Source organism: Neobacillus sp. YX16, assembly GCF_030123505.1.
In the GTDB taxonomy this organism is placed as follows: domain Bacteria; phylum Bacillota; class Bacilli; order Bacillales; family Cytobacillaceae; genus Neobacillus.
This window is the reverse complement of sequence record NZ_CP126115.1, coordinates 5,082,539-5,102,335: the sequence shown is the minus strand read 5'-3', so window position 1 is coordinate 5,102,335 and position 19,797 is coordinate 5,082,539. Positions and strand designations below refer to the sequence as shown.

The 19,797-nt window shown below is 38.8% G+C and carries 25 protein-coding genes; 17 read left to right on the top strand and 8 right to left on the bottom strand.

All coding sequences use genetic code 11. From position 1 onward, the window contains the following. Positions 1-216 precede the first annotated feature (216 nt). The 5 genes from QNH48_RS25305 (at position 217) to yunB (ending at position 4,767) form a co-directional block, all read left to right on the top strand. Positions 217-1,062 (top strand): DUF72 domain-containing protein, encoded by an 846-nt coding sequence (locus QNH48_RS25305; protein ID WP_283952471.1) that lies wholly within the window; start codon positions 217-219, stop codon positions 1,060-1,062. Positions 1,063-1,360: 298 nt separating this feature from the next. Further along, positions 1,361-2,182 carry a sulfite exporter TauE/SafE family protein gene (locus QNH48_RS25300; protein ID WP_283955887.1) on the top strand — a complete coding sequence of 274 codons (822 nt, stop codon included), beginning with the start codon at positions 1,361-1,363 and terminating at the stop codon, positions 2,180-2,182. Between the two features lie 18 nt (positions 2,183-2,200). Further along, a complete protein-coding gene (locus tag QNH48_RS25295; RefSeq protein ID WP_283952470.1) occupies positions 2,201-3,547 on the top strand; it encodes a bifunctional metallophosphatase/5'-nucleotidase in 1,347 nt (448 codons plus the stop codon). Between the two features lie 67 nt (positions 3,548-3,614). Next, positions 3,615-3,917: a YunC family protein gene (locus QNH48_RS25290; RefSeq protein WP_283952469.1), complete on the top strand. Its 303-nt coding sequence runs from the start codon at positions 3,615-3,617 to the stop codon at positions 3,915-3,917. A gap of 94 nt (positions 3,918-4,011) precedes the next feature. Further along, a complete protein-coding gene (gene yunB, locus QNH48_RS25285; protein ID WP_095250776.1) occupies positions 4,012-4,767 on the top strand; it encodes a sporulation protein YunB in 756 nt (251 codons plus the stop codon). A 25-nt stretch (positions 4,768-4,792) separates the two neighbouring features. Here the strand turns inward: yunB and QNH48_RS25280 are convergent, their stop codons facing one another. Continuing rightward, on the bottom strand, positions 4,793-5,746 hold the full coding sequence (locus QNH48_RS25280; RefSeq protein ID WP_283955886.1) for a M23 family metallopeptidase: 954 nt from the start codon (positions 5,744-5,746) through the stop codon (positions 4,793-4,795). A 205-nt stretch (positions 5,747-5,951) separates the two neighbouring features. Between QNH48_RS25280 and lipA the strand changes: the two genes are divergently transcribed. Further along, on the top strand, positions 5,952-6,869 hold the full coding sequence (gene lipA, locus QNH48_RS25275; protein ID WP_283952468.1) for a lipoyl synthase: 918 nt from the start codon (positions 5,952-5,954) through the stop codon (positions 6,867-6,869). A gap of 46 nt (positions 6,870-6,915) precedes the next feature. On the opposite strand, the gene QNH48_RS25270 is transcribed toward lipA, so the two are convergent. Then, positions 6,916-7,554 (bottom strand): YhcN/YlaJ family sporulation lipoprotein, encoded by a 639-nt coding sequence (locus QNH48_RS25270; RefSeq protein ID WP_283952467.1) that lies wholly within the window; start codon positions 7,552-7,554, stop codon positions 6,916-6,918. A 114-nt stretch (positions 7,555-7,668) separates the two neighbouring features. On the opposite strand from QNH48_RS25270, the gene QNH48_RS25265 reads away from it, so the two are divergent. Further along, positions 7,669-7,944: a YutD family protein gene (locus QNH48_RS25265; protein WP_095250773.1), complete on the top strand. Its 276-nt coding sequence runs from the start codon at positions 7,669-7,671 to the stop codon at positions 7,942-7,944. Positions 7,945-8,097: 153 nt separating this feature from the next. Here QNH48_RS25265 and QNH48_RS25260 read toward each other — a convergent pair whose 3' ends face one another. Further along, positions 8,098-8,382 (bottom strand): cytosolic protein, encoded by a 285-nt coding sequence (locus tag QNH48_RS25260; RefSeq protein ID WP_283952466.1) that lies wholly within the window; start codon positions 8,380-8,382, stop codon positions 8,098-8,100. A gap of 226 nt (positions 8,383-8,608) precedes the next feature. Then, positions 8,609-8,875, bottom strand: a complete 267-nt coding sequence (locus QNH48_RS25255; RefSeq protein WP_090761491.1) for a DUF3055 domain-containing protein — start codon at positions 8,873-8,875, stop codon at positions 8,609-8,611. Positions 8,876-9,074: 199 nt separating this feature from the next. Here QNH48_RS25255 and QNH48_RS25250 point away from each other — a divergent pair, with 199 nt between their 5' ends. The 3 genes from QNH48_RS25250 to QNH48_RS25240 all read left to right on the top strand — a co-directional run bounded on the left by QNH48_RS25250 (position 9,075) and on the right by QNH48_RS25240 (position 11,657). Further along, on the top strand, positions 9,075-10,361 hold the full coding sequence (locus QNH48_RS25250) for an EAL domain-containing protein (protein ID WP_283952465.1): 1,287 nt from the start codon (positions 9,075-9,077) through the stop codon (positions 10,359-10,361). 27 nt (positions 10,362-10,388) lie between these two features. After that, positions 10,389-10,823 (top strand): DUF86 domain-containing protein, encoded by a 435-nt coding sequence (locus tag QNH48_RS25245; protein WP_283952464.1) that lies wholly within the window; start codon positions 10,389-10,391, stop codon positions 10,821-10,823. A gap of 69 nt (positions 10,824-10,892) precedes the next feature. Continuing rightward, positions 10,893-11,657 (top strand): TIGR01457 family HAD-type hydrolase, encoded by a 765-nt coding sequence (locus tag QNH48_RS25240; protein WP_095248390.1) that lies wholly within the window; start codon positions 10,893-10,895, stop codon positions 11,655-11,657. A 40-nt stretch (positions 11,658-11,697) separates the two neighbouring features. Here the strand turns inward: QNH48_RS25240 and QNH48_RS25235 are convergent, their stop codons facing one another. After that, the gene (locus QNH48_RS25235; protein WP_095248389.1) at positions 11,698-12,198 is read right to left on the bottom strand and encodes a phosphatidylglycerophosphatase A family protein; all 501 of its coding nucleotides are present in this window, start codon (positions 12,196-12,198) and stop codon (positions 11,698-11,700) included. 206 nt (positions 12,199-12,404) lie between these two features. Between QNH48_RS25235 and yutH the strand changes: the two genes are divergently transcribed. Continuing rightward, the gene (gene yutH, locus QNH48_RS25230) at positions 12,405-13,415 is read left to right on the top strand and encodes a spore coat putative kinase YutH (protein WP_283952463.1); all 1,011 of its coding nucleotides are present in this window, start codon (positions 12,405-12,407) and stop codon (positions 13,413-13,415) included. A gap of 44 nt (positions 13,416-13,459) precedes the next feature. On the opposite strand, the gene QNH48_RS25225 is transcribed toward yutH, so the two are convergent. After that, positions 13,460-13,705 carry a NifU family protein gene (locus QNH48_RS25225; RefSeq protein WP_081954428.1) on the bottom strand — a complete coding sequence of 82 codons (246 nt, stop codon included), beginning with the start codon at positions 13,703-13,705 and terminating at the stop codon, positions 13,460-13,462. Positions 13,706-13,853: 148 nt separating this feature from the next. On the opposite strand from QNH48_RS25225, the gene QNH48_RS25220 reads away from it, so the two are divergent. Beyond that, entirely contained in the window at positions 13,854-14,180 is a 327-nt protein-coding gene (locus QNH48_RS25220) for a YuzD family protein (protein ID WP_283952462.1), read from the top strand. A 41-nt stretch (positions 14,181-14,221) separates the two neighbouring features. Here QNH48_RS25220 and QNH48_RS25215 read toward each other — a convergent pair whose 3' ends face one another. Next, positions 14,222-15,289, bottom strand: coding sequence for an NAD(P)/FAD-dependent oxidoreductase (locus QNH48_RS25215; protein WP_283952461.1), 1,068 nt, complete (start codon positions 15,287-15,289; stop codon positions 14,222-14,224). A 243-nt stretch (positions 15,290-15,532) separates the two neighbouring features. Between QNH48_RS25215 and QNH48_RS25210 the strand changes: the two genes are divergently transcribed. Then, positions 15,533-15,772: a YuzB family protein gene (locus QNH48_RS25210; RefSeq protein WP_095248385.1), complete on the top strand. Its 240-nt coding sequence runs from the start codon at positions 15,533-15,535 to the stop codon at positions 15,770-15,772. A gap of 145 nt (positions 15,773-15,917) precedes the next feature. Continuing rightward, complete coding sequence (locus QNH48_RS25205) at positions 15,918-16,283, top strand: HesB/IscA family protein (RefSeq protein WP_133369159.1); 366 nt, start codon at positions 15,918-15,920, stop codon at positions 16,281-16,283. A gap of 38 nt (positions 16,284-16,321) precedes the next feature. Here QNH48_RS25205 and QNH48_RS25200 read toward each other — a convergent pair whose 3' ends face one another. Continuing rightward, positions 16,322-17,323 (bottom strand): NAD(P)/FAD-dependent oxidoreductase, encoded by a 1,002-nt coding sequence (locus QNH48_RS25200; protein ID WP_481858439.1) that lies wholly within the window; start codon positions 17,321-17,323, stop codon positions 16,322-16,324. A gap of 341 nt (positions 17,324-17,664) precedes the next feature. On the opposite strand from QNH48_RS25200, the gene QNH48_RS25195 reads away from it, so the two are divergent. From QNH48_RS25195 to QNH48_RS25185, 3 genes are all read left to right on the top strand, one after another. Further along, the gene (locus tag QNH48_RS25195) at positions 17,665-18,882 is read left to right on the top strand and encodes an NAD(P)/FAD-dependent oxidoreductase (protein WP_283952460.1); all 1,218 of its coding nucleotides are present in this window, start codon (positions 17,665-17,667) and stop codon (positions 18,880-18,882) included. A gap of 84 nt (positions 18,883-18,966) precedes the next feature. Beyond that, positions 18,967-19,458 carry an NUDIX domain-containing protein gene (locus QNH48_RS25190; protein ID WP_283952459.1) on the top strand — a complete coding sequence of 164 codons (492 nt, stop codon included), beginning with the start codon at positions 18,967-18,969 and terminating at the stop codon, positions 19,456-19,458. Between the two features lie 156 nt (positions 19,459-19,614). Continuing rightward, on the top strand, positions 19,615-19,746 hold the full coding sequence (locus QNH48_RS25185; protein WP_283952458.1) for a YuiA family protein: 132 nt from the start codon (positions 19,615-19,617) through the stop codon (positions 19,744-19,746). Positions 19,747-19,797 lie beyond the last annotated feature (51 nt).

The following is a 19,797-nucleotide window of genomic DNA, read 5'->3' as shown; positions in this document are numbered from 1 at the left end:
TGGCGAGAAATACTGGCGGAAGGCGAGAAATACTGGCGGAAGGCGAGAAATACTGGCGGATAGCGAGAAATACTGGCGGAAGGCGAGAAATACTGGCGGATACCGAAATTTACTCTCAGATGGCGAGAATTACTCTCGGATGACGAGGATTTACTCTCAGATAACAGAAAATCAAAACTAAGGGTATGCTATTATTAGTAGTGGAGGTGATTCAGGTTGATTTATATTGGTGTTACAGGGTGGGGAGATCATGACAGTTTATATCCAGATCAAACCCCGCCCCGTGATAAGTTAAAAGAATATGCTGGCCATTTTCCAACAGTAGAAGTGGATGCCGCTTTCTACGCCATCCAGCCCAAGAGGAATGCAGCAAAATGGGTTAATGATACCCCTGCATCGTTTCAGTTCATTGTTAAAGCCTACCAAGGTATGACCGGTCATCAACGCGGAGAGATCCCATTTGCGACAAACAAAGAAATGTTTCAAGCCTTTAAGGAATCGCTAGAACCATACATAGAAGAAAATAAATTAGCCATGGTGCTTTTTCAATTTCCGCCATGGTTTGATTGTAAACGGGAAAATGTTGAATATTTAAGATGGTGTAAAGCGCAAATGGGAGATATACCCTGTGCGCTTGAGTTCAGGCACCAGTCTTGGTTTACACCTCGGTTTCGCCAGCATACGCTTGATTTTATGAAAGAGGAAAAGTGGATACATAGTATTTGTGATGAACCGCAATCAGGTGAGGGTTCCATACCAGCGATACTAGAGGCTATCGATCCAGAAAAACTCCTCATTCGATTTCACGGACGAAACGTCCATGGCTGGCAAAAACGTCAAGATACGGATTGGCGTGAAGTCAGGTATCTCTATCGCTACAATCAACAAGAACTTCAAGAATGGGCAGACATAATCAGGAGATTATCCAAGGAATCCCAAAACGTCTATGTTCTTTTTAACAACAATTCCGGAGGAGATGCGGCAGATAACGCGAAAGAAATGATTACCCTTTTAGATTTAAAATATGAGGACCTTGCTCCTAGACAACTGGATTTATTTTAAATTAAGGCTCTGTTATTATTCACTGTTGATTTTCGTGTAGGGTTGAGAATTCATAGGCGGATAATTTCCGGCTATTGTATATAGAGGAAGCGTAGGAAGCAGATATATGCGGAGATATTCCGGTTACCTACTTTAAATAAGACAAAATCCAAGGATTTGGATACAATAAGCGAAAAAACTCCGCTTATTTTTAAGGAATTAATTGTATTTCCTAAAATAAACGGAAAAACTCCGCTTATTTCCAAACACAGTCAAATCAACATTCAGTTTTAACAGAGCCTAAATAAAGGAGAAGATGATGGAATGGATTGTATTAATATTAATAGGAATTGCAGGTAGTTCCTTAGGGAGCTTAATTGGATTAGGCGGAGGTATCGTCATTGTTCCATCTTTACTCTTTTTAGGCACTCTATCTGCATTTGGTTATATTTCTCCTCAGACTGCTGTGGGTACCTCACTTTTCACGATGATTTTTACCGGGCTTTCTTCTACGTTAGCTTATATGAAACATAAAACGGTAGACTACAAAAGCGGGTTAATCTTTCTGATTGGCAGTGGACCAGGCAGTATTCTAGGAGCATGGGTTACTGAAATATTAAATTTAAAATCATTCAATTTGTTTTTTGGCATTTTTATTCTTTTTGTTTCGTGTATTCTATTATTAAAAGATAAACTAAAACCGATTCCATACCGGAGAGATAAGGGGATTTTCAGAAGTTTTACGGATAACTCAGGAAAAATCTTTGAGTATGGCTTTAACCCTGTAATAGGAGTCGTTATTGCATTTATTGTTGGATTTTTATCAGGGATTCTAGGTGTTGGCGGCGGGTCATTAATGGTTCCGACCATGATTTTGCTATTCTTCTTTCCACCCCATGTAGCAACAGCTACATCCATGTTTATGATCTTACCAACATCAATTCTTAGCTCCATTACCCATATCACTCTTGGAAATGTGGACTGGCTGCTTGCATTGGCTTTAGTTCCAGGAGCATGGATTGGTGCAAAGGTTGGCGTCTATTTAAACATCAAACTAAGAAGCAAAACAATTGTTTTATTATTACGCACCATCTTAATCATCGTTGGCATACGATTAATTTATCAAGGCATTATTGGCTAAAAAGGAAGCGAAACATCCATGGAAATGATCCATATCTATCATACAAATGATCTTCACAGCCATTTAAAAAGGTGGCCGCGAATTCAGCATTTTTTAAAAAGCAGAAGAACACATCATGCAGAGAGTGGAGAAGATTTTTTCCTTTTTGACATAGGTGACTTTATTGATCGCTGGCACCCACTCTCAGAGGGGACCGGAGGACAGGGAAATATTGAACTGTTGAATGAGAGTGGGTATAATGCGGTGACAATTGGTAACAATGAAGGAATCAATTTTCCTTATGAAGTGCTTAATCATCTGTATGAAAAAAGTGAATTTGATGTTGTAGTGGCTAATCTCTATGACAAGACTGGTCAGCATCCTACATGGCTTAAACCATATAAAATTTATCAGACAAAACGGGGAACACGGATTGGTGTAATTGGATTAACTGCCTATTTTTCGCTTCTTTATGACCTGTTAGGCTGGCATCTGGCTGAGCCGTTTGAGGAGTTGGGGAAGTGGATACAAACATTAAAGGATCAATCGGATGTCATTATTCTGCTCTCCCATCTTGGACTTACCCACGATGAAAGAATTGCAATCGAATATCCAGAAATAGATGTCATTCTTGGCGGTCATACCCACCATACCCTTCCTGAAGGGAAGCAGGTGGGACAGACATTGCTTGCTGGAGCTGGTAAGCATGGCAGATTTGTTGGACATGTAACGCTCCAGATAGCTGATAAAAATATTTGTAGTAAACAGGCGAAATTGTATAATGTTATGGAACTCCCAACTATACAAGATGAGAGAGCAATTTCTAAGGAGATTTACCGAAGAGGGAAGAAGCTGCTAAATCAAAAAGTTACTATCTTGCCTAAGGAATACATCCATGATCCCTTTCAAGCCACTGAGCTGTCTCAGATTTTATGCCAAGCATTAAGGGAATGGTGCGATGCAGATTGTGCCTTTATTAATGCAGGTCTTATTTTGGGTCCATTATCTGGGAAGGTAACCTCCTATGATTTGCTGTCGATTTGTCCTCATCCAATCAATCCCTGTAAAATTCAACTTACCGGCAGTGAATTAAAAGAAGTAATAAATGAAACAAATTCAGATGACTGGGCCAATCGGCAGGTTATTGGGCTTGGTTTTAGAGGCACAGTAATGGGGGCAAGTGTTTACGATCGGATTACTTTTAAAGAAAACAATGAGATTTATATAAATGGTCATGAACTGGATCTAAATCAGATCTACTCTCTTGCCATTCCAGATATGTTTACTTTTGGACATTTTTTTAAAAACGTTTTTCCGAATAAGGAAAAGGAATACTTCCTTCCTGAATTTTTACGAGACATATTAAAATGGAAATTACAAAAGTAGTCCTAAAGGAGATACACGCTTTTTCTCTCTCTTTCATAAATTGTTAGTGAGGAAAGGAGTGTGTAAATTGATTGAGCTATCACCGGTAGAGATTAATGGTCACACGTTCTTGGCTGTTACTGTCTTACTACCAAAAACAACATTGCTTACTGTAAGCAATGATAAGGGATATATAATGTGCGGTGCCTTAGATGTTGGATTATTGAACGAAAAGCTGAAGGACCGAAAAATTATAGCCGCTAGAGCGGTAGGAGTAAAAACCATTGAACAGCTCCTTAATGCACCAATGGAGTCAGTAACAACCGAGGCAGAAAGCATAGGAATAACAAAAGGAATGCTTGGGAAAGATGCTTTGTTAAAAATGGTTTAAAAAGCTTGCACAGCCTTGTGCAGGCTTTTCTTTAATTTTATAGGCTAGTTCCCCTTTAAGAAGCATACATATAGCATGTAAGGGGGGATTTTTTTTGGCTAAGTTTCGTGTACGTGCCCGGAAACGAGGACCGTTACCTTTCAGATATGTCATGCTACTATCATTTGTTTTCTTTCTATTGTCTACTGCACTTGGAATATGGCTGGTAAACAAAGGAATTGAACCTTCCTTAATGAGATATGCGGAATCCAAGACTAAACAAATTGCCTCCCAAGTAATTAATAAGGCAATTAACAAAAAAACAGTAGAAGTTGGAGATGTTATTGCTGTTGAGGCCGGTCAAAATGGTGCTCAGCCAAGTGCAAGTTTAAAAACGGAAGTGATAAATCAGAAGTTATCAGAGATCACCAATGAAATACAGAAAAACTTAAATGCAGCAGAAAAAGGCGACCTGGATTCCTTAGAGAAATTAACGGATGTTGATATTGAGGTAAATACAGAGAAGCAGGATGGAATTGTTTGGAATGTTCCGCTTGGTCAAGCAACGAATATGGCTTTGCTAGGAAATTTAGGCCCAAAAATACCTGTAAGGTTTCATGCAATTGGTGAGGTACGGCCGGATGTGAAAATTAATCCTAAACCAATGGGAATCAATAATACATGGATTGATGTCGCAATCCATTTAGAGGTTTCGGTGCAAATCATTACCCCGTTTGCAACGGAAATTACGAAATTAGAGCAGAATATTCCAGTCGGTGGAAGATTAATTCAAGGTGAGGTTCCGCAATTTTATAATAATGGCGGCAGTGGAATTACACCATCTATTCAAATACCACAACCAGAACGTTAAAAGGACTGTCACTGGACAGTCCTTATTACTTTTTATTCTTTAATGCCTGTTTTTCCTGATTTTTCCATAATCCTAAATGTGGTGTAGGGTCAAAGGACCATTCTGTATAGCCATTATCTTTGTACATCCCATAGTGCAAATGGGGAGGGAATTTACCTGATGTCCCAGGAGGTCCATACCCAGAACTGCCGACACCGCCGATTAACGTTCCTGGTTCGACGATTTGACCCACTTTTAAATCTTTAGCAAAACCGCTAAGGTGAGCAAAATAATGATACGTATTATTAATGTCACGAATTCCAACTCGCCAGCCGCCGAACTTATTCCATCCCTTCATTTCTACGATTCCATAGTTTGTAGCCCGGACAGGAACTCCGTAATCAGCAAAAATGTCGGTACCCTCATGAATCCTTCTGCCGCCCCAGCCCCTGGCATCACCCCAGGTACTGCGATAGCTGTGATTGCTTCGTAATGGCATCGGGAATACATGTTTATCTAATTCTAACCGGCCGAAATGCCGGTACACTTTCGCCTTGTCCGCAATAATGCCAACTGTTTTATCACGATGATAATAATTCCATAAACCGATTTTAATATTATCATGATCTACTCCATACGATAGTAGATAATTGGCAAAAGCATATAAAACATCTTCGTCGCTCTTTAAACTGGCTCTACCATCTCCATCACCGTCCACACCCATACCATTAAAAAACTGGATAATTGCGGGGTTTTCTTCGGCAGGATTTGGATTGGTTGGCCCAGCCCATTTCTCTGGAGTAAAATAAATGCCAATCACACTTTCCGCCTTGGGTAAGTCTCTACGAACCGCACGGATATTCCTTTCGTATTGATCAATAGCTGCTAAATAATACCAAGGAATTTGTGTGAGTGTCTCCACTTTTTTGTATAGCTTCATTCTTTCCTGATACTCATCAGGACCTTTAGCATGAGCATCCCTGGGAGATATGCTGCTCATAAATAAGAGGATAGTTCCAATTATCAGAAATGCCCGCACAGGAATCCTCCTTCCGAATATTGTACGTCTTTAGTTTATGATTTCTAGGCTATTTCATAATGGTCAATAATTGGAAATAAAAGTTGATAGAGCTAGTCTGCTTGTTGTTGTTGCAAAAAGTATGGTAAAGTGACAAGGAGCAAACTGATTTATAGGGGTGGAAGTTTTGAGTAAAAATGCAGAATACTTAAGAAAACCGGATTGGTTGAAAATAAAATTAAATACGAATGAACATTATACAGGATTAAAAAAAATGATGCGTGAAAATAACTTACATACTGTTTGTGAAGAAGCGCGCTGTCCTAATATTCACGAATGCTGGGCTGAAAGAAGAACGGCTACCTTTATGATTCTTGGTGATACTTGTACACGTGCTTGCCGTTTCTGTGCAGTTAAAACAGGATTACCAACAGAATTAGATTTGCAAGAGCCAGAACGCGTAGCAGACTCTGTTCAATTAATGAACTTAAAGCATGTCGTGGTTACTGCGGTAGCACGGGACGATTTAAAAGATGGCGGTGCAGCTGTATTTGCGGAAACCGTAAAAGCCATTAGAAGAAAAAACCCTTTTACAAGCATTGAAGTCCTGCCATCAGACATGGGCGGTAAAGAAGAAAATATAGCGCTGTTAATGGATGCTAAACCTGATATTTTAAATCATAATATAGAAACGGTGAAAAGATTAACACCTAGAGTTAGAGCAAGAGCAAAATATGACCGCTCACTAGAGTTTTTACGCAGAGCGAAAGAAATGCAGCCAACCATTCCTACAAAATCTAGCTTAATGGTCGGCTTAGGTGAAACGAAAGAAGAAATTATCGAGGTTATGGATGATTTAAGAGCGAATAATGTGGATATTATGACCATAGGTCAGTACCTGCAGCCATCTAAAAGTCACTTGAAGGTTGAAAAATACTATCATCCAGAGGAATTTGCAGAGTTACGTGAAATTGCCCTCACAAAAGGATTCAGTCACTGTGAAGCTGGACCGTTAGTTCGTTCATCCTACCACGCAGATGAACAAGTGAATGCAGCAGCAAAGCATAAGCAGTTACTAGGTGAAACCGAAGCCAAAGAAGCATAATTATAACAAAAAGAAGAGTTCAGTCCATCGGCTGAACTCTCATTTTTTATTTATTTGTACTGTTCATTACATCATCTTTCGTTGCCCCATTTTCATCTTCACTATCACTCATTCGACTTCCTTGTGGTGATTTCTTCATTTGTTTCACTAAACCATTAACCAAATTTCTAGCGTTTTTGCTAGTTGAGTCCAAATTCGCGAGATTTTCCACATCGCGCGTTAAATTTGTATTATCCGAAACATAAACATGGTAATATCTAGGGACAACTGACATAGCTGTTCTTTTTACCTGGTCAGCAGTATGATTACGGTCCTTAGAATTTGTACTATAGGAAACAAGAACTTCCTGATCGGTTACAAGAGTAGCCACATCATTTACATTTGGGATATCTGTACTTAGCTGGCTAATAATATTTGCTACTTGTTCACGGTCAATTGCCGAATAGTGTTCGGTGCCTCCCCGATCGTTCTGGATAGGGCTTTTTTGATGACGAACAAAGCCATAATTATCGCTCACCTTCCGAACTCCTTGGCCACCGCCTTCATTGTAAAGCTCTTCTCTTTTATTATTGACATTTATGGTATCTCCGCTTTCTTCATAAACATCGCGATTAGCCATATCCTTTGAGCAGCCTGCTGCTGTCAGGAGTATACAAAAACCAATAATTATCGACCATTTTTTCACTTTAAGCACCTCCTTTTTATAGAATAGCCAAATAACTGATTTTTTTTCTTAGTAATTGATGGTGAATCGGTTATAATGAAAGAAAGATTTACTGGTAAAATTTGAGGTGATAACATGATCAATATCAACGGCTCCACCTATGAAATCGTGCAGGAACACAGAGATGCCTTTAATGAGGAAGCCTTAAAGGCGAGATATAGTGATATATTATCTAGATATGATTACATTGTCGGGGATTGGGGATATGGGCAGCTCCGGCTAAAAGGCTTTTTTGAAGATCAAAATCAAAAAGCTACCTTTGATACCAAAATCAGTACATTAAGTGAATATTTGTATGAATACTGTAATTTTGGCTGTGCCTATTTTGTATTGAAAAAAGTGAAAAAGTAAAGAAAGCCCGCCATTTGGCGGGCTTCTTATTGTTATATCCAGCTGTAGTGCCTAGGGTCTCGGGGTCATAAGCCAATCCGTCAAGAAGGTTAAAGAGCAACCTTCTCGCCGGCTCGTCTTATGCCTGTCGCCCCTGTGCAAGGCGCTTCCGCTTTAAGTGGTATAAGGCGGTTGTTCATCAGTATTTGGGTCATCATGTGTAGGATGAGCCCCGTCCATTTGCCGGGGAATATTTTGATGAAACGTTTTATCTTCATAGTTGAAGTTGCTATAATAGCGCTGTCCTTCTTGCCAGGGGGTACTTTTATTTTCAACTGGGTCGTCTTTCCCAATTGGTGAACCAAAAGGGCCTTCAGGGAATTCCTCTGCAGTTAAGAAGTTTTTCTGCTTTTCGACATTAGAAAGATCAAAATAGCTTCTCTTCTTTTCTTCGGACATACTACCACTCCTTTTTATTAATCTAGCTACAGCGACTAGGGGCTCGGGGTCATAAGCCAATCCGTCAAGAAGGTTAAAGAGCAACCTTCCTGCCGGCTCGTCTTATGCCTGTCGCCCCTGTGCACTAAGGCAAGCTCCTTAGAATAATCCTCACAGGAACAAGCTGTGCTTGTTCCGAAGGCGCATCCGCCTTTTGTTCTAGTATGTTAAAAGGAGTAATAAAAAATTATAGTAATTCTAACAAAAAGGAACGTAATTCTTCTGCATCTTCTTCATTTAATTGAAAAGCGTACTCTAAATACCCTTCCTCCTTTAGGTCATCCTCACCAATTATCGCAAAGCGATTCCCTTGAATATCGAGTACGAGATGTTTTCCAAAATGACGATCGGTTTTAACAATCGCCAAATCAAAGCGTTGATTGTCGCCGACAAAGCTGACAAATCTTGTTTTTGTGTCCTCTGTATCATCGTATAAGAAAAAACGTTCTTTCATGTTCTGTTCTCCTTTAGTAAATTTCTCCGTCCTCTATATATTACCAAATAATGAGACAGGGAGGGAACTTTAGGGGTTAATAGAACATTGTAAAAATTTTACCAAAGGAAAAACCGGATTCTGTCAAATTGTGTTACAATATATTTAAAATTGTCGTAGGTTGCTTATGAGAGGGATGGAATCCATGGACTGTCGTTACATGAAAAAAGTAAAGAGTGTAATGCAATGGGGAAAAATTATACTGCCTCTTTCGTCCATACGCTATTACCCTCCACAATTTACCTTGCGCAATCCTTTAATAGAAGGGGTTAGTAACGCTTTTGAGGCTGGGTATGAAGTAGCGGTAATTGTTTTCAAATTAAGAAATCAAAAGGATTTTATGGAACAAACTGAAGTTAAGCAGCAGTCTAAATTAGTAAAAACGTTGAAGAAACTTTTTCAAATCGTTGTGGAACAGGTGGTTAACCCAAAGGAAGTAATTACCCTTCATGATTATTATGGCGAAGGCATTACACTATTAATTACCGTTGATCATGATCGCCATTCTATTTCTAATATTGACCTAATGATGAAAAAGATAACTGAAGAAGTAGCACAAAGGTTCGTTAAACTTTATCCTTCCATGTATCCCACGTTTGAAGAAGGATATATGTTTGTTGAAAAACATGACTATTCTATCCAGGATTCCATATTAAGAGCGCACAGACAAGCCATTGGTATGGCAGAGAAGCGAGTACAGCTGGAGATTAATGAAATGCTGTTAGCCATTAATAAAATTATTACCAAAAAGAATATCACCCTGTTTGCACAGCCAATTATCGATGTAGCAACAAGTGAAATCCGAGCATGGGAACTGCTTACTCGAGGACCAAAAGGGACTGTTTTAGAAGCTCCGTTACAGCTTTTTTCTGTTGCAAGACAAACCGGCCGTTTGTACGAGTTAGAAATGATTGTGTTGGAAAAAATGCTTCAGCAAGTAAAAGCATCCCGTTGCCGCCAAGATATTTTTGTTAATTGTACTCCGTTAACTCTCGGGAATATTAGATTTACCAGTGATTTAAAGAAGTTGTTACATAAATATAGAGGTATTTCACCGAAACAGATTACCTTTGAAGTGACGGAACGGGATTCAATTGAGGGTTTGAAAAACTTTTCCTTTAATATTAATGTTTTACGATTAATGGGTTTTAAGATTGCTGTGGATGACACGGGAGCAGGCTATTCCAGCTTAAATACGATTACTGAACTTATGCCGGATATCATTAAGATTGATCGTTCTGTAATTGAAAATATTGATAAAAACTCGGTTAAAGAGTCAATGTTAAAAGGGTTGCTCCTTGTTGCTAGGGAGGCTGGCTCTTTAGTTGTGGCGGAGGGAATTGAAAACCAAGAAGAGGCTTCCGTTTTAACTAGAAATAATGTTGACTTAGCACAGGGGAATTTTTACGCTCCCCCAACTAGGTTTTATGAGGAAATTGCAACTTAGATGATATAAATTAGAGGAAGTGATGACATGTATTTTGTAGATCGTGATAAGTTAGAGACAACATTGGTTTTTCTAGAAAAGCAAATCAGCCTATTTTCTAGTCAGGATCAATGGTCAACCCAGATAGAAAAAGCAGCATTAGAACGGATTACACATCTCATGATTGAATCGGTTTTAGATGTGGGAAACGCGATAATAGATGGGTTTATTATGAGAGACCCTGGCAGCTATGAAGATATTATTGATATATTAATCGACGAAAAAGTTGTTAGTGCTGAAACAGGTAATAGCTTAAAAAATTTGATCCAGTATCGGAAAGTACTCGTTCAGCTGTATATGGAGATAAACCATAATGAACTTGAGAATCATTTCTCTTCTTATCTTAAAACGTTAGCTATATTTCCAAAGAATGTCCGGGACTACCTACAGAATGAACTTGGCCCAGTATCAGCATTTAATTAATCATTAATCTTTGACCGCGTTTGCGGTCATTTTTATTTACGACTATGATACATATAGGAGTGATTTCACATGAAAAAGTATAAAGGGTATTTAATTGATCTTGATGGAACGATGTATAAGGGGTCAGAAAAAATCGAGGCAGCTGGAGATTTTGTGAAAAAATTAAGGGAAAAAGGGATTCCTTATTTATTCGTAACCAATAATTCTTCACGGACTCCGGCCCAAGTTGCTGAAAAGTTAAGGGACTTTGATATTCCTGCAGAGGAAGACCTTGTTTTTACCACAAGTCAGGCAACAGCTAATTATATCTATGACCAAAAGATGGATGCGTCCGTTTTTGTAATTGGGGAAGAAGGACTTCGTACGGCATTGGAGGAAAAAAAATTTACGTTTGCTGGTGAGAATGCGGAATATGTTGTGATTGGGATAGACCGCGAAATTAGCTACGAAAAATTAGCTGTCGCATGCCTAGCAGTCCGCAATGGCGCAATCTTTATCTCAACAAACGGGGATATTGCGATACCAACAGAAAGAGGTTTACTCCCTGGAAATGGTTCGCTCACATCGGTGATTGCCGTATCTACTCAGACCAATCCGATTTTTATTGGTAAGCCTGAATCTATTATTATGGAGCAGGCTCTAAAGGTTTTGGGAACCTCTAAGGACGAAACCTTAATGGTGGGCGATTATTATGATACCGATATTTTAGCGGGGATGAATGCGGAGCTTGATACGCTTCTAGTCCACACGGGTGTCACAACGAAGGAATTATTAGCTGGTTATGACCGAAAACCAACCTATGCGATTGATTCGTTGGATCAATGGGAGCCGTAAGAAAAGGATGGATAGATTTCCATCCTTTTCTTTAAGGTTTTTATTCCACATGTGCAGCACGGTGAGCAAGTCTGCTTGATGCAGCTGCAGCAATTGCACCGATGATGTCATCTAAAAATGTATGGCACTCACCAGTTGATTTATCATTTAAACGGGCTAAGATACCAGGCTTTTGCTTATCGATATAGCCATAATTCGTAAAGCCAATGGATCCATACACATTGACGATGGACAATGCTAGTATTTCATCTACGCCATATAGACTTTCATCCGTTTTAATAATCGATTGAATGGGTTCTTCCAGCATGTTTTTCTCAGCTAGCATATCGAGCTGGATTCCAGTAATGATGGCATTTTGGACCTCTCGTTTAGCAATAACGCGCTCTACATTTGCAATACAGTCTTCCATTTTTAAATTTTCATGGTATTTTTCCTGTAAAAAAAAGACCAAATCTGCAATATCCTGAATTTCTACGCCTCGTTCTTTAATCCATCTACGGGCTGTTTCCTCTGTTAAATCCATTTTTTTATCTTCTGCCATCCATTTATCACCTTTTCCTATGAATTTTCACTATTCTTAATTCTTAACATATGCACGCTAATTTGAAAAGGACCGATGACCATCACCCTTCTAACAGATTTCTCCTATAACGATCTTCTTATACTTTTATTACTAAAGAAGACAACAAGTTTTTTGGGCTACTACATATATATGACATAGGAGTAGAAAAGAGAAGAGGTGGAAGCGTGCTGCAAAAATTACTTGAAAATAAATATGGAATTCAGGTAGATGAATACGTAAAGCTAGATTCCTATGATGCATTGAGAAGTAATGGCTGGCTATATTTAGTTGCCAAATCTGACGGCAGAGAAGCTGAAGATATTGATGAACTTGAGAAAATTGCTGACCATCTAAGAAAAAATGGAGATTCTCATGTTCCATCCTTTTTACAATCTAACGAGGGAGGCTTTATTACCACCTGGGAGGACCATCAATATTGTGTTCTGGCAAATCGACAAACTGACAAACAGGTAAAAGTAAAATTAGGAAGAAAATTAGCTAAATTTCATGAACGTGGAAAAACAGTGCCATTTAAAATCGAGAGGACTAGCCGAATTGGGCAATGGAAACAATTGTGGGAAAAGCGGCTGGACCAAATTGAAAAGGTGTGGAGTGAGCTCTTGTATCAAACACCTGAGGATGATTTTGAACGAATGTTTATTGATTCCTTTCCCTATTATATTGGGCTAACGGAAAATGCTATCCAGTATTTGGTTGATACCGAGCTGGATGATGAACCAAAGGAATCGGATAGTGGAACCGTATGCCATGAACGGTTTTCAAATGGCTCTTGGGGAGCTAATTATTACATTAAGGACCCCTTTGATTGGGTTTTTGACCATCGCAGCCGTGATCTTGCAGAATGGACGAGAGAGCGATATTTCAGAAATACGCAAACCTACGAGATTGATGTGAGACAGTTTTTTGTTGAATATCAAAGCATTGCCCCTTTAACCTCATTTTCGTGGCGGTTATTATTCTCACGCTTATTATTTCCGCTGCATTACTTTGAATGTATTGAAAATTACTATATCACTCGTTCGGAGCAGGAAAAGAAACTTCTAGAAGAGCAGTTAAGTAAGATGTTAAAGCAATCATCAGAATATGAGCGTTTTCTAGGCAACTTTTATCATACTGTCGGAGCACCTTTAAAAACATTGAATATTCCAGTGTTAGATTGGTTAACCAAAAGATAATAAAAAAGCGATTGCTCTTTGTTAGCAATCGCTCTTTATCGTTATTAAAATACTTGTTCTACTTCAACAACGCCAGGAACTTCTTCTAATAGTGCTCTTTCAATTCCTGCTTTTAAGGTAATTGTTGAGCTCGGGCAGCTCCCGCATGCACCTAGTAAACGAAGTTTCACGATACCATCCTCAACATCAACTAACTCACAGTCTCCTCCATCGCGAAGAAGAAATGGACGTAATTTATCTAATACTTCCTGAACCTGCTCAAACATTTCTTGTACTTCTTGTTCTGCCATACTTATCGTCTCCTTCCTCCTTATATTATAATGTCAATGAAGGGAAAAATCCATTCTCATGAAATGGGAATTCGCACATTTACAACCATATTTTTATGTTTAATAGTTTAAATGTTGTAAAATAGAAGAAAAAGCAAGGATGGATGGAATGACAAATACTACAGTTGAAATTATCCTCTATGGTGCAGAACAATTATGCCCGAGCTGTGTTAATTTACCCTCCTCTAAGGAAACGTTCGAATGGCTAGAGGCGGCTATTGCTAGGAAGTTCCCAGAGCAGCCCTTTAAAATGACCTATGTTGATATTTATCAACCACCTACTGACAATGAAAAAGAGAACTTTGCCAAACGAGTCATTGAAGAAGACCTATTCTACCCTGTAGTCGTAATTAAAGATAAAATTGTCGGAGAAGGCAACCCGCGACTAAAAACGATTTTTAACGAGTTGGAAAAATACGGGTACAAATCAATTTAAAAGAAGCATTCCAGGTTATACTGGAATGCTTCTTTTTTAAATCAACCGTTATGGTACTTGTAGAGCCAGAGAACTCCGGATTTTAACAGACGTGCAACCCGACCTGTAATGGCTCTGTCTGCCATCATTCCAAAACCATGTTTCTTACCTAGAGAACCTAGAACCCCTTTTAATTTAATAGTTGGGAATTCTGTAGGAGGCTCCTCACCATTCCAGCGCTTTTTCAACACTTCGACGATTTGCTCCGCTTGTCCCTCTGCTAATTGAGCACTTGGGGCATGAGGGAGACTTGCACAATCTCCTAAAATAAATACGTTCTCATCATTCGGTAAATGATGACGAGGTGTAATAATGAGCCTGCCTGAGCGGTCCATTTCTTCCCCTAATTCACGAACAACCTTATTCGCTTGGATACCAGCGGTCCAAACAATCACATCACAGGAAAGCGGCTCATCATGGTTGTAAAGCAAATTTTCCTCCACTTTTGTGATATTAGAATTGCCAATAATTTCAACATTATTTTTATGAAACCAATTTTCAACATATTTACTTAAGCGGTCAGGGAAGGCAGGAAGAATGTGCTTACCACGATCAAATAGTTTAATTTTTAGATCGTCACGGCTTTCGCTTAATTCACTGGCAAGCTCCACACCGCTAAGTCCTGCACCAACGATACCAACAACAGACCCAGGTCCTAAATTGTTTAGAATTGAATAGGTCATACGGGATTTTTCAATGCTCTGAATGCTGTAGGTGTATTGATCCGCACCTGGTACACCATGATACTTATCCTCACAGCCTAGTCCGATGATTAGGTCGTCATAGCTAATGGGTTCAGAGTCTTTAATCAAGACTCTTTTATTATCTTTTTCAATCCCTGTAACTTCCCCATATTTAATCTCTAATTGAGGGTGTTCTGGAAAAGAAACACGCAATTCCTTATCGGATACAGTTCCTGCCGCTAAGGCATAATATTCTGTTTTCAAACAATGGTATGGAACGCGGTCAACAAGTGTAATTCTTACATCCTCAGGTAAATTGTTTGGAAGAAGTTCACTCAAAATCTTCATTCCGCCGTATCCACCACCGAGAATTACAAGATTTTTCATTTTTATTTCCCCTTTGTGTACACCAGTAATCGTATCTATATTTTGGTAAAAATATGAGACCTAGCAAGCTAGGTAAAGATAAAAATAATTGTAATATAGTCTTTAAATCCATTAAGAGTATATCCGAATTATGACAAAATAACAACACATATGACAATTTTATTGACATTTCGACATGAAACATGGTATTTGACGCGACTAAAGAAAGATAGTATGATAATAAGTTGTGGAGAGGTGATAGCCATGTATAAACCCATTATTGAATTTTGTATCAGTAATCTCGCAAGCGGTGCTCAAAAAGCACTGGAAAAGTTAGAAAAAGACCCGAATCTCGATATTATTGAGTATGGATGTCTCGGTTATTGCGGAAAATGTGCTTCCACCCTTTACGCACTTGTTAATGGGGAAGTCGTTACAGGCAGTACACCGGATGAACTTGTTAATAATATTTACCAATACCTAGATGAGAATCCTATGTTTTAATATAAAGTTGTACAATAGGGGAGCGTATATCGCTTCCTTATTTAATTCTAATCATATAATACTCAATAGGAACGTATTAGTTGAGTCATGAAGATACAGTGTATATACTATTAAGAAAGACCTCAAATAAAGGAGGAAGAAAACTATGAGTAACGATGCAGTTATTATAACGGAAGCCGCGGCACTTCAAATAAAAGAAATGATGAAACACAATGAAGAAGAAGGTGCCCTATTACGAGTTAGTGTAAAGGGTGGAGGCTGCAGTGGTTTGTCATACGGTATGGGTTTTGATCATGAAGTGAAGGAAGAGGATCTGCATTTTGCACAGCATGGAATTCAAATTCTTGTGGCTAAAGAAGATGCCTCTATTTTAAATGGTACAAAAATTGATTATAAGCAATCGATGATGGGCGGCGGATTTACCATCGATAATCCTAACGCCATTGCCTCTTGTGGCTGTGGCTCATCGTTCAGAACGGCAACCGCAACAGGTACACCAGAAGAATGTTAATAAAATAGTAAAAGGCGCCGATATGGCGCCTTTTACTATTACTTTCCAAACATAGATGAACTGTGAAGAGGCTGGATTTTTGCTTTTGGATCGATAAATGCTTTCGCATTGTTAACAGCCGTTGGTGCTTCACCAAATCCACAGGCAATTAATTTCACTTTACCTTCGTATGTGCAAATATCTCCAGCAGCATAGATTCCCGGAATAGCTGTTTCCATTTTGGAATTAACGACGATAGAATTCTTCTCGATTTCTAAGCCCCATTCTTTGATAGGACCTAGAGAGGATACGAAACCATAGTTACAAATTACCGCATCAACATCAATGGCTTCTCTGCCTTCACCATTAACCCCAGTTAGGACAACTTGCTTAATGCCGCTGTCATCACCAATTAATTCTGCAGGCACAAAAGGCGTTTTAACATTCACTTTTGAGTTATGCAAGTTCTCAACACTATGCTCATGAGCTCTAAATTTATCTCTGCGGTGGACAAGTGTTACTTCTTTGGCAATAGGCTCTAACATTAATGCCCAGTCCACGGCTGAATCTCCGCCGCCAAAAACGACTACTTTTTGATCTGCAAACTTGTTAAGATCATCAATAAAGTAATGTAGGTTTTTGCGCTCGTATTGTCCAGCACTTTCAAGTTCTAAACGGCGTGGCTGGAATGCACCATTACCCGCTGTAATAATAACTGTCTTAGAATAGTGAACTTCCGAATTAGTTGTTAATTTGAAAGTACCATCTTCTTGTTTTTCCAATTTCTCGACGGATTGCTCTAGTGCAACGGCTGGGTCAAACTTTGCCATTTGTTCTTTTAGATTATTAATTAATTCTTGTGCACGGACCTTTGGAAATCCAGCAACATCGTAAATGTATTTTTCTGGGTAAAGTGCCGATAATTGACCGCCTAATTGTGGTAAGCTTTCAATAATTTTTACTGAAGCTTGTCTCATGCCGCCATAAAAAGCAGTAAATAGACCAGTAGGGCCGCCCCCGATAATGGTTATGTCATAAACTTTTTGATTGTTTTGCACCATGTATCCCCCCAACTTATGTAATAACAGACTCCATTCCTTATAATATCACAAAAGTATAAAATCCTCACAACTTTTGGGGAATATTCAGACAGTTTATATAGAGGAAATCATTCAAATTTTATTAAAAATAATCATTTACCTACTTGAAATTGTGAAGAGTTTAGCATAATATGTATTGAGGATAGATGTTAAATTTTTGTGACAAAAAAAGAAAAATTTTGTGTCGTTGTACGTGAATTACATCACATACTTTTTTCCTCTAAACAAAATAAAAATCATAAAAGCTGAGGAAGATAAGAACAAGTATTTTACTCAAAATAATAAAGGTGGAAGTGATCACTTTGAGAAAGCCAAAAATTGTTATTGTTGGTGCGGGTTATGGCGGGCTTATGACAACTGTAAGGTTGCAAAAGCTTGTTGGAGTGAATGAAGCAGATATCGTTTTAATAAATAAGAATGATTACCACTATGAAACTACTTGGCTGCATGAGGCTTCTGCAGGCACACTTCATCATGACCGTGTTCGTTATGACATTCGTGATGTTATTGATAGAAGTAAAGTTGATTTTGTCCAGGATACTGTTGTTGAAATCAAGAAGGAAGAGAAAAAGGTAATCCTAGAAAAAGGCGAAGTCGAATATGATTACCTCGTTATCGCTCTTGGCGGAGAACCTGAAACCTTTGGAATCAAGGGGTTAAAGGAGTACGCTTTTGGGATTACAAATGTAAATTCTTCACGCCAATTACGTGAGCATATTGAGTATCAATTTGCCACTTATAATATGGAAGAAGAAAAGAATGACAATCGTCTAGTTATCGTTGTAGGCGGTGCAGGCTTTACAGGGATTGAATTCTTAGGTGAATTAACCAACCGAGTACCTGAACTTTGTCACGAATACGATGTAGATTCTCACAAAGTAAAAATTATTTGTGTAGAGGCCGCACCAACTGTTCTTCCAGGCTTCGACCCTGAGCTTGTTAATTACGCTGTATCACAATTGGAGCGTAAAGGGGTAGAATTCTTAATTGGAACAGCGATTAAAGAATGTACACCTGATGGAATCATTGTAGCAAAGGGTGAAGAAGAACCACGTGAAATTAAGGCAGAAACGGTCGTTTGGGCTGCTGGTGTCCGTGGAAATGCAATTATTGAAAAATCAGGATTTGAAGCAATGAGAGGCCGAGTAAAAGTGCAGCCTGACCTACGTGTACCAGGATTTGATGAAGTATTTATCATTGGTGACAGCTCACTTGTGATCAATGAAGAAATCAATCGTCCATATCCTCCTACTGCACAAATTGCTATGCAGCAGGGCGAAGTCGCAGCTCGTAACTTGGCTGCTTTAATCCGCAACAAGACAGACCTTGAAACCTTTACGTTTGATAATAAAGGAACTGTATGTTCACTAGGTCATGACGATGCCATTGGTGTTGTATTTGGTAAAAAGGTAATGGGCGGCAAAGCGTCCTTAATGAAAAAAGTAGTCGACAATCGTTCTTTATTCATGATTGGCGGCGCTGGTCTTGTATTGAAAAAAGGTAAATTTAACGTTTTTTAATATTAATATTTTGAAAAGGGGCAGAGTTATCTGTCCTTTTTTTTGTTACTATAGATATAAATCATTTTGCCAAGGAGGGGTCTTATGAGCAATAAAGAGAAGCGGGGCAAGGTCTGGTTAGCGGTTGGAGGGATAGTCAAATCCTCTCGGGGGCATTGGCTGGTTGTTAAAAAGCGTTACGGAGGCCTAAAGGGAAAGTGGTCACTTCCTGCAGGTTTTGTAGACGAAGGTGAAACGGCTGATGAAGCAGTAGTAAGGGAAGTTAAGGAAGAAACCGGTATAGATTGCGTTGTCAAGGGGTTGATCGGACTAAGAACAGGTGTTCTTTCAGAGGGAATCAGTGATAATTTGCTTGTCTTTGAGCTTGAACCACTAGATGAAGGGGGAATCCAACACCAGGAAAATGAACTTTATGAGGCAAAGTTTATAGCACCTGAGGAGCTTCTTAAAGAAAAGGATGCATCGATTATGCTGCACTTCCTAATAAATCAAAGTGAATGTGTTACCAAGCCTGGATATGATGGACTAAACCCAGGAGACCACTTTAAATACAGTTCGTATAAATTATTTTTTTAATTTTTAGAAAATTTAAGTAACGTTTAGGAAATAAAAGAAAACTTAGGATGAATCCGTTTTCTTACCCATTTTCGGCTGAATTTCGTCCTTTTCATTTAGTCAGATTCTTGATATATTATCAGAAAATTTAAATAATATTTTAAGGAGCTGATTTGAATGAAAACAACTAGCTTAGACACCAAAACTTGTGATTATTGCTCAGGTACTGGATATTTCCAATTATTGCTTGGGGGATCCGAAACATGCACCTGCTGCGAGGGATCTGGAAAGAAACAGGAAAAGTTTTAATTCGAGCTTATAGGTTAACTAGAGCCTTGCTTCCACGAGAAACTTCGGGAG

Excerpts from the sequence above, each read along its gene's own strand:
- QNH48_RS25300 (WP_283955887.1), top strand. The coding sequence starts at position 1,361 with ATGGAATGGATTGTATTAATATTAATAGGAATTGCAGGTAGTTCCTTA.
- QNH48_RS25295 (WP_283952470.1), top strand. The coding sequence starts at position 2,201 with ATGGAAATGATCCATATCTATCATACAAATGATCTTCACAGCCATTTA.
- QNH48_RS25280 (WP_283955886.1), bottom strand. The coding sequence starts at position 5,746 with ATGAGCAGCATATCTCCCAGGGATGCTCATGCTAAAGGTCCTGATGAG.
- QNH48_RS25265 (WP_095250773.1), top strand. The coding sequence starts at position 7,669 with ATGATCAATATCAACGGCTCCACCTATGAAATCGTGCAGGAACACAGA.
- QNH48_RS25260 (WP_283952466.1), bottom strand. The coding sequence starts at position 8,382 with ATGTCCGAAGAAAAGAAGAGAAGCTATTTTGATCTTTCTAATGTCGAA.
- QNH48_RS25255 (WP_090761491.1), bottom strand. The coding sequence starts at position 8,875 with ATGAAAGAACGTTTTTTCTTATACGATGATACAGAGGACACAAAAACA.
- QNH48_RS25250 (WP_283952465.1), top strand. The coding sequence starts at position 9,075 with ATGAAAAAAGTAAAGAGTGTAATGCAATGGGGAAAAATTATACTGCCT.
- QNH48_RS25245 (WP_283952464.1), top strand. The coding sequence starts at position 10,389 with ATGTATTTTGTAGATCGTGATAAGTTAGAGACAACATTGGTTTTTCTA.
- QNH48_RS25240 (WP_095248390.1), top strand. The coding sequence starts at position 10,893 with ATGAAAAAGTATAAAGGGTATTTAATTGATCTTGATGGAACGATGTAT.
- QNH48_RS25235 (WP_095248389.1), bottom strand. The coding sequence starts at position 12,198 with ATGGCAGAAGATAAAAAAATGGATTTAACAGAGGAAACAGCCCGTAGA.
- QNH48_RS25225 (WP_081954428.1), bottom strand. The coding sequence starts at position 13,705 with ATGGCAGAACAAGAAGTACAAGAAATGTTTGAGCAGGTTCAGGAAGTA.
- QNH48_RS25220 (WP_283952462.1), top strand. The coding sequence starts at position 13,854 with ATGACAAATACTACAGTTGAAATTATCCTCTATGGTGCAGAACAATTA.
- QNH48_RS25215 (WP_283952461.1), bottom strand. The coding sequence starts at position 15,289 with ATGAAAAATCTTGTAATTCTCGGTGGTGGATACGGCGGAATGAAGATT.
- QNH48_RS25210 (WP_095248385.1), top strand. The coding sequence starts at position 15,533 with ATGTATAAACCCATTATTGAATTTTGTATCAGTAATCTCGCAAGCGGT.
- QNH48_RS25205 (WP_133369159.1), top strand. The coding sequence starts at position 15,918 with ATGAGTAACGATGCAGTTATTATAACGGAAGCCGCGGCACTTCAAATA.
- QNH48_RS25200 (WP_481858439.1), bottom strand. The coding sequence starts at position 17,323 with ATGGTGCAAAACAATCAAAAAGTTTATGACATAACCATTATCGGGGGC.
- QNH48_RS25190 (WP_283952459.1), top strand. The coding sequence starts at position 18,967 with ATGAGCAATAAAGAGAAGCGGGGCAAGGTCTGGTTAGCGGTTGGAGGG.
- QNH48_RS25185 (WP_283952458.1), top strand. The coding sequence starts at position 19,615 with ATGAAAACAACTAGCTTAGACACCAAAACTTGTGATTATTGCTCAGGT.